At 45.1% G+C, this 8,483-nt stretch carries 10 protein-coding genes; 5 read left to right on the top strand and 5 right to left on the bottom strand.

Features of this window, described 5'->3' with window-relative positions:
- A partial coding sequence (locus QTO00_RS10165) for a helix-turn-helix transcriptional regulator (protein ID WP_331424671.1) occupies positions 1-492 on the top strand: 492 nt, incomplete at its 5' end.
- Between the two features lie 5 nt (positions 493-497).
- Here QTO00_RS10165 and QTO00_RS10170 read toward each other — a convergent pair.
- Together QTO00_RS10170 and yjjG are read right to left on the bottom strand one after the other, a co-directional pair.
- Entirely contained in the window at positions 498-713 is a 216-nt protein-coding gene (locus QTO00_RS10170) for a cold shock domain-containing protein (protein ID WP_331424672.1), read from the bottom strand.
- A gap of 63 nt (positions 714-776) precedes the next feature.
- Entirely contained in the window at positions 777-1,451 is a 675-nt protein-coding gene (gene yjjG / locus QTO00_RS10175) for a pyrimidine 5'-nucleotidase (RefSeq protein ID WP_038201350.1), read from the bottom strand.
- Positions 1,452-1,546: 95 nt separating this feature from the next.
- Between yjjG and QTO00_RS10180 the strand changes: the two genes are divergently transcribed.
- From QTO00_RS10180 to QTO00_RS10195, 4 genes are all read left to right on the top strand, one after another.
- Positions 1,547-2,464 carry a LysR family transcriptional regulator gene (locus QTO00_RS10180; RefSeq protein ID WP_331424675.1) on the top strand — a complete coding sequence of 306 codons (918 nt, stop codon included), beginning with the start codon at positions 1,547-1,549 and terminating at the stop codon, positions 2,462-2,464.
- A 146-nt stretch (positions 2,465-2,610) separates the two neighbouring features.
- Positions 2,611-2,745, top strand: coding sequence for a hypothetical protein (locus tag QTO00_RS10185; RefSeq protein WP_331424676.1), 135 nt, complete (start codon positions 2,611-2,613; stop codon positions 2,743-2,745).
- 344 nt (positions 2,746-3,089) lie between these two features.
- Entirely contained in the window at positions 3,090-4,238 is a 1,149-nt protein-coding gene (gene yiaY / locus QTO00_RS10190; RefSeq protein ID WP_331424677.1) for an L-threonine dehydrogenase, read from the top strand.
- A 97-nt stretch (positions 4,239-4,335) separates the two neighbouring features.
- Positions 4,336-5,067: a dienelactone hydrolase family protein gene (locus tag QTO00_RS10195; RefSeq protein ID WP_331424679.1), complete on the top strand. Its 732-nt coding sequence runs from the start codon at positions 4,336-4,338 to the stop codon at positions 5,065-5,067.
- Positions 5,068-5,118: 51 nt separating this feature from the next.
- On the opposite strand, the gene secF is transcribed toward QTO00_RS10195, so the two are convergent.
- From secF to QTO00_RS10210, 3 genes are all read right to left on the bottom strand, one after another.
- Complete coding sequence (secF, locus tag QTO00_RS10200; RefSeq protein ID WP_038201358.1) at positions 5,119-6,021, bottom strand: protein translocase subunit SecF; 903 nt, start codon at positions 6,019-6,021, stop codon at positions 5,119-5,121.
- 2 nt (positions 6,022-6,023) lie between these two features.
- Positions 6,024-7,871: a protein translocase subunit SecD gene (secD, locus tag QTO00_RS10205; protein WP_331424681.1), complete on the bottom strand. Its 1,848-nt coding sequence runs from the start codon at positions 7,869-7,871 to the stop codon at positions 6,024-6,026.
- A 79-nt stretch (positions 7,872-7,950) separates the two neighbouring features.
- A partial coding sequence (locus QTO00_RS10210) for a hypothetical protein (protein WP_331424682.1) occupies positions 7,951-8,483 on the bottom strand: 533 nt, incomplete at its 5' end.

Below are 8,483 nucleotides of genomic sequence, written 5' to 3' on the forward strand. Positions count from 1 at the left end.
CACCTTCCTCCATTAATGTTTACCGATAAAGAAATGATGGCCTTAGAGCTTGGAATGCGAATGGTTAGAGCTTGGTCAGACGACGAGTTAGCTTCAGCATCTAAATCCGCCTCGGCAAAAATTCTTTCAGTGCTACCTGATCGCCTCAAACAACAAATTGAAGAGTTTCCGATCTTTGTCCCTGAAATCCACACATCGACTCACAATGCGACCAGAGGAAAAATGCTTCGTCATGCGACCGACGCTAAACTAAAAATAGAGATAGATTATAGCGATCAACATGGTAATAAAACGGTGCGTCGCCTACAGCCTCTCGGACAAATATTCTGGGGTAAACTGTGGACGTTAGTGGCTTGGTGTGAACTAAGGGACGATTATCGCCACTTTCGAATTGATAGAATCGAAAAGCTCAATATTCTTGACCAAGAGTTCGAGACCTCAGAAGACAAGTGTCTCGAACACTATATCAAGCAACACGCTCCTGAGGCGTAACAAGGCTACTTCATGACAGTCGGAGAAATGTTCAATGCCAGTAAACACCCATTAAGATCAGACTCTACCTCGAACTCAACCCTTTCATTAATGTGGGGCTCAATCGGGCTATCTTCGATGTCATTCACATGAAAAAACACCATTTTTCCCTCATTGTCCTGCTCGATAAAACCGTACCCGTGGCTCTTATCTAAATCAATGATTCTTCCTAGTACCGACATAACCGCGTCTCCTCAAACAGTCTTTAGTCTAGATACTGCGAGTCAGTCGGTTTAGATCACTCGCTAAGCGAATAGGATATTTTTCAAATCATGCAAAGAGCGAACAGTGTAGTTTGGAGAGATCGCATCATCTTTCTCTGCGCCATCACTGTTTAACCAACAAGTCTCAATACCAAAGTTAATCCCACCAAGAATGTCAGAGTGTTGATTATCGCCAACCATTAGTACTTTGCTTTTACATGGCATGCCCATTTTCTCTAATGCATGACTGAAAATTCCCGTATCTGGTTTAGCCACTCCAACCTCTTCAGAAATGATCACATGTTCAAAATATTGGCTCATCCCTGTTTTCTCAAGTCTAATCGCTTGAAGATCGGTGAAGCCATTGGTGATAATGCCCAGTTTAGCCTTACCATGTAGCGCCTGCATAAGTTCTTTCGCTCCTGGGAGTACCGTGCAGATATCTGCCATAGCATTGAGAAAAGCAGAGTTTAGCTCAGATGGTGTTGTCCCTAAGGTCTTTGCCCACTCTTCAAATCGTGTGTGCTTTAACTCCTGAGCGGTAATTGTCCCATTCTGATAATCAACCCAAAGTGGCTTGTTTACAGCTTGATAGTGTTCAAAATCACCGTGAGTGAACTCAATACCTTTGCGCGAAAACATCAGTTGCATTCCTTTAAATGCATCAAAATGGAACAGGGTTTCGTCCGCATCAAACAAGATCCAATCGTACTTCATTATTTTCTCCTCAGAAACTGATGACTAGTGTAAATTGTTTTCTTTTAGATGATAATACCGTCCAAAAGAAACTTATTGTTTACTGGAATTCAACTATGCAAGCTTTCTCAGCCATTCCAATCTTCGTCTCTGTTGTCGAAAGTGGGAGTTTTTCTCATGCCGCCAGTAAATTAAACATCACCAAGTCTGCGGTAAGCAAACGTATCACTCTGTTGGAAGACGAACTAGGTATTCGACTGCTTAACCGCACAACTCGGAAACTGAGCCTCACCGAAGCAGGTCAACGCTACTACGACTATGTTGTTCAGTCACTAGCATTGGCTCAGCAAGGCCTAGACGCCGTCACCGAACTACAGGGTAACCCTAGAGGTACTCTTAAAATCACTGCGCCAATGTCATTCGGTGTATTGCATATCGCTCCACTTATTTCAGAGTTCTTAGCGCTCTATCCTAATGTAGATATTGACCTCAACTTAGAGGATCGGATGGTGGACTTAGTTGAAGAGCGGTTTGATGTCGGCATAAGAATTGGTGACTTGCCCTCCTCTAATATCGTGGCAAAGAGACTAGCACCTTGTAAAAGTGTCCTTTGTGCCTCTCCTTCATATATCAAAGAGAATGCGCTGCCACTAAAACCCAGTGATCTGTCTAACCATAGTTGCATGCAATATAGCTACTACAGAGGTGGGAGTGAATGGACTTTTAGTTCTTCGAGAGGAGAGTTTAAAGTAACACCAAAAGGTCGACTAATAGTCAACAATAGCGAAGCAATACGTAGAGCAGCTCTTAACGGGAGTGGAATCGCTAATCTCCCCAATTTCATCGCAGGGAAAGATATTTCATCAGGACGCTTACAACTTGTGTTGTCTGATTTTTCACTACCGACCCACGCAGTGTATGCGGTCTTTCCAGAACGCAAACATGTTCCACTTAAGGTTAGAGCGTTTATAGATTTTATAAGCGAGAGACTGGGCACTGAAACTCCATACTGGGATGCAGGGCTAGAATCATAAGCCTTCAATCTAACCTAAGCGGAATGTGACTGTGAGCTCAGATTTCTCTACCAATCGACTTTCTCTGGCGGACTATGATTTAAGACAATTATTCCCTCCAGCAATCCAGTCAAAATGACCATATAAGCGGTTCTAGGAGTACTCAAATGAAACGATTCTTTCCATCTAGCGTTATGCTCATTCCATTTGTTGTTAAACATTACGAAGACGAGGAGAGCGACGAGACATCAGAATTGAACAAAGAGGCAGAGCAACACTCAGAACTCGAGCCAGAAACCTAAATCAACACATCACCAGTTCTTAATTAACATATTTTTGTCGTTGCTTCGTTTAATAAATAGAGAAGTTTTTCTAGCCCCTAGCCGTATTTCACTGCTAGGGGCTTTTGCTATGTATGACTTTTAATCAGGCATAGTTACGTGTATCTGTTGGTTAAACGATTGCGCTAAACCACTAATATTTAACAGCTTTTTATACATTTCTTACGCATATAAATTTGCGTCACACTTCACAGTTATGCTTACCTCCTTTGGGTCATATTTTTGTTTCAGATCAAATTTAAACTCAGGATATTTATGCGAGTCTTAGCTCAGTTTTTAAATCTATAACTATATGGAGCAATCCAATGACGAGTGCATTTTTTATCCCTACTGTAAACCTTATGGGCGCTGGCTGTTTAAAAGAAGCTGCTGATAGTATTCAATCTCAAGGCTTTAAAAAGGGCTTAATTGTCACTGACAAAATCCTTAGCCAAATCGGCATGGTTAAGCAAGTTCAAGACATGCTAGCAGAGCGCAGCGTTGAAACGGTTGTATTCGATGGCACACAGCCAAACCCAACAATAAGCAACGTTAACGACGGTCTAGAACTACTAAAAAGTAATCAGTGTGACTTCGTTATCTCACTAGGTGGCGGTTCGCCTCACGACTGTGCCAAAGGCATCGCACTAGTGGCTGCAAACGGCGGTAAAATTGGTGACTACGAAGGTGTCGACCAGTCAGCGAAACCTATGCTGCCACTTATCGCTATCAACACCACAGCAGGTACTGCGTCTGAAATGACTCGTTTCTGTATCATCACAGATGAAGAACGCCACATTAAGATGGCCATTGTCGATAAGCACACCACACCACTTATTTCTGTTAACGACCCAGAATTGATGCTTGCTAAACCAGCGTCGCTAACGGCAGCAACAGGTATGGACGCGCTAACTCACGCCGTAGAAGCTTACGTATCTATCGCAGCAACACCAATCACTGATGCGGTAGCAATTAAAGCTATCGAGTTAATTCAAGCACACTTGCGTACCGCTGTGGAAAATGGCGATGACATCCAAGCACGTGAGCAAATGGCTTATGCTCAATTTATGGCGGGTATGGCCTTCAACAACGCATCTTTAGGTTACGTTCACGCAATGGCACACCAACTTGGTGGTTTCTACGACCTTCCGCATGGCGTATGTAACGCTATTCTTCTTCCTCACGTACAGCGTTACAATGCGCAAGTGTGCCCTGAACGTCTACGCGATGTTGCTAAAGCTATGGGTGTTGAGGTTGAAGGCCTATCAGCCGAGCAAGGCGCTGAAGCGGCAATCGACGCTATCGTTACGCTAGCGAAAGATGTTGGTATTCCTGCAGGCATTCGCGAACTAGGCGCTAAGTCTGAAGACATTGCAACGCTGGCAGATAACGCGCTTAAAGATGCTTGTGGTTTCACGAACCCTAAACAAGCGACCCATGAAGAGATCTCTGCGATCTTCGAAGCAGCAATGTAATCTTCACATTTTCTTTACTTAGCCTCCTTCGGGAGGCTTTTTTGTACTTTTTGGTCACCAAATACGTACTACACTTCTACGACAACGGAGGTGTTATATGAAATCAACAATTGGGCTTATTGCTCTATTCTTCAGTTCTTTTTTGTTTGCCGGAGAGAGCAAAATTTACAATGTAAAGGGTAATGATTACGAGGGCTACTGGGCGAAAACCAGCGATGATGCTCCATTAGTTCTACTCGTCCATGACTGGGATGGGTTAACCGACTATGAAATGAAGCGAGCTAAGATGCTCAACGAGCTAGGATACAACGTTTTTGCTGCAGACCTGTTCGGTAAAGGCATTCGACCTACAGAAGTCAAAGATAAGAAACAACACACAGGCGAGCTTTACAAAGACAGAGAAAAACTACGCGCATTAATGCAGGGCAGTTTAGATTTCGCCACGTCACTAGGTGGCAATGCTGAAAATGTCGTGGTGATGGGTTACTGCTTTGGTGGCGCAGCGGTTTTAGAGTCAGCCCGTGCAGGCATGCCAGCAAAAGGTTTTGTTACCTTCCATGGCGGTTTGGGTACGCCTGAAGGTCAATCATACTTACAAACCTCTGCACCAATACTTGTCCTTCATGGTACAGCGGATACCGCGATTCCAATGTCTCAGTTTGCATCGTTGGCCGAGCAACTGGAAACGGCAGGTGTAGAGCATGAGATGATCACCTACAGCGGCGCACCTCATGCCTTTACTGTATTTGGCAGCCCGCGCTACCGCGAAGATGCAGACATTAAATCTTGGGCTAGCTTCACTCAGTTCTTGAGCGTACAAACTCAATAATCTCAACAAGTTCCGAGGTTAACTCTCGGAACTCATTGTTTCCGATAAGCTTTAAGGTGCATCATCCACTTCAACCGGTAGATAATGCTTAGGCTCTAGCTTGAGCCATTCTGGCAGGACAGTACCTATCGAGATTGAAGACCAAGTTCCTGATAGGATGCCGATAAACATTGCCACTGCGAAACCTTGCAGAGCACTACCGCCAAGAATCCACAACGCCGATACTGTCATTAGGGTTGTACCTGATGTCACCATAGTCCGTGAGAAAGTTGCCATCACTGCTTGGTCGTTTATCTCTTCTGTAGCCAGGTTTTGTTTCGCAATGAGTAGTTCACGAATTCGATCAGCAATGATGATCGAGTCATTGAGTGAATAACCTAGAATCGCCAGAATCGCGGCGAAGACCGTCAGGTTAAACTCCATCTGGGTAGCAGCGAAGAAGCCTAACACCAATACCACGTCATGAACTAAGGCAAGCAATGAACCACTTGCCAAACGCCACTCAAAGCGGAAACACAAATACCCTAGGATACATAGCATTGAGATCATCAATGCAAGTCCACCTTGATCAACTAGATCTTGTCCAACTTGGGAGCCAACCATGCTATTACTCACGACATCAACTTGATGAGAGATAGAGGAAAGAGTAGATACAATATCAACGCTATCGTTAGCTTGCCCAGGGATTGGGTAACGAACGACCCATCGTCCCTCTTCATCTGAACGAGTGACGTTCGTAAACTGGCCGAGCTCCGGTTTTAGCGTTTCAACAAGCTGAGACTGGGTAAGGTTATTGTCAACTTTCACTTCAGTGACCATACCGCCGGTAAAGTCTAGCCCCATGTTGAGGCCATTCATGCCCAATGCTACCAACGAAAATGCCATTAAAGCGAACGAGACATAGTTAGTAATGTAGCGCACTCGACGAATATGCAGTTTAAAGAAATCAACCATGATTACACCCTCACATCACGACGTGAGTCGCGTCCCCAAATTAAATTGATAATGGCTCGTGATGCAAACACACCACTGAACATGCTGGTCAACAAACCTAGACCAAGCGTTAAAGCAAAACCTTGAATCGGCCCATTACCTATCGAGTAAAGTACAACGGCTGTTATCATCGTGGTGATGTTGGCATCTAGAATGGTGCTCAATGCACTACCAAAACCGAGATCAATCGACTGAGCAAAGGTGCGCCCTTCCGCCAGTTTGTCTTTTATTCGCTCAAAGATCAGCACGTTAGTATCGACAGCCATACCCACGGTCAGTACTAAGCCAGCGATACCGGGCAATGTCAGTACCGCGCCAGGAAGTAGCGCAATCAAGCCCAGTAAGCTAACCATATTAACCATAAGGGCCACATTCGCGACCCAACCTAAACGGCGATACCATAACGCCATAAAGGTAAGTGTCATTGCTAAACCAAGGGCTAACGCAGCAAAGCCATTCTCGATGTTTTCCGCACCTAACGACGCACCGATAGTGCGCTCCTCTACAATGGTGACTGGAGCAGTCAAAGAACCCGCGCGAAGTAGCAAAGCTAGATTTTGCGCTTCTTCCATCGTGCCTGCCCCTGTGATTCGGAACTGGCTACCCAATTGAGATTGAATCGTCGCAACACTGATCACTCGCTCACTGCGTTCAGTTTCACCATTGGCATTAGTCGTGTACTCGCGATAAACCGTCGCCATAGGTTTGCCGATATGCCTAGCCGAGAAATCACTCATGATTTTGCCACCAGCATGATCGAGTGAGATATTCACTTCTGAGAAGCCCATCTTATCAACACCTGCACGAGCATTAATGATGTGCTCGCCAGTTAACACAGGCTTCTTCGCTAAGGTCACATCGCGGCCATCATTGTCCTTAAGCACAACATCCCCATAGGCTTTACCGTCAGATGGAGTGCGAGACTCATGAAACGCCAATGTTGCTGTCGCGCCGATTACGTTTTTCGCCAGTGACGGATCTTGCACGCCTGGCAACTCAATACGAATACTATGCTCACCTTGGCGTTGTACCATGGCCTCAGTGATCCCTAGCTCTTCAATACGGTCACGCATGATCTTCAAGTTTTGTTTAATGGTGACAGATTGGAATTCAGATTTACTTTCTGGCGTCGGCTTAACCGCTAAATAGTCGGAGTGACGCTTCACCTCCCAGTTTGGATAGTTCTGCTTTAAGAAAGTGTTCACCGCTGACAAAGCATTGCCGGAGTTAGTTTTAATATCGAATGCCTCAGAGCCTACTGACGAGATTTGAACACCACGTACTCGCTCCTGGCGCATAAAGTCTCGGACTTCATCAACCAAGCTATTGCGTTGATCTTCAAACGCGTTATCAATGTCCACGTTGAGCAAGAACTGAACACCACCACGCAGGTCCAAACCTAGTTTTATTGGACTAAAGCCCATCTGACCGAACCATTGAGGCGCGACAGAAACATAGGAAAAGGTAATCGAATCCTCTTTACCCAATAGCTTATCTAACACTTTACGCGCTTGGGTTTGCTCTGTCTCATTATCAAAAACAAGGGTTGTTTGATCGCCAGACTGCTCGATTTTCAACACTTGGACATCGCGCTGAGCCAAGTAACGGTTGAGCTCTGTAACACTATTTAAAATGCTATTAGGCGCTGCTTGAGACGCAGTCACCTGTATGGAAGGTTTCTCACCATACCAAGTTGGAATCGCACTGAGGGCTAACATCACCACAGTCACCACTAACACCACATACTTCCACGCCGAGTAGTGGTTCATCAGGCGAACAGATTTCGCCTGTTTTACAGGTTTGTTTTTCATCGTATTTCTTAATCTAAGAGTACAGGCAGAGCCGTACCTAGGGATAACTAGCGAAGGTTATTCGCTTCGATTGTATGTATTAAGAAATCACAGAATATTGCCCATTCAGGGCGACATAGAGGGTGTTTGAATCTTTCCAACCGGACAACCGATACGGAGAAGTGTAGCGTGTGGTAAGCCTAAACCCTGCCTCATATTGTGGCAGTTCATAGCGCTGATAAAGAGCGCCAACACTGGGTTCAAAGTGTGTGACGTCATTACCCGTAAAAGATTCTCCATCATCGAGAAAACGTGTCGTTATTGAGCCACGACTCGAGTTAAGGATAGCCAACCAATTTTGCGAGAAATCGGCTTGGGTTGCAGGCTTAGTTTTTGGCGTTTGCTGGGCAGATTCGAGAATCGCTTGGAAATCAGCGCTGCTCGGAGTGAGAGTGGAGTTCGAACGAAGCGCAAGACGAGCCGATGCCTCATTTTCAGCTTGCAGCAAATACGCAAAAGCCTGCGTCGGTAGAACCATCGCAAGCATAACAAGCCAAATGTATGAGAAAACTCGTCGGAGCATTGATAATGCCATGTTAGAGACAACTAGCTGATAGTAGTCCCTTGCTGTTA

It is taken from the genome of Vibrio sp. M260118, assembly GCF_036533755.1.
Classification (GTDB): Bacteria; Pseudomonadota; Gammaproteobacteria; order Enterobacterales; family Vibrionaceae; genus Vibrio.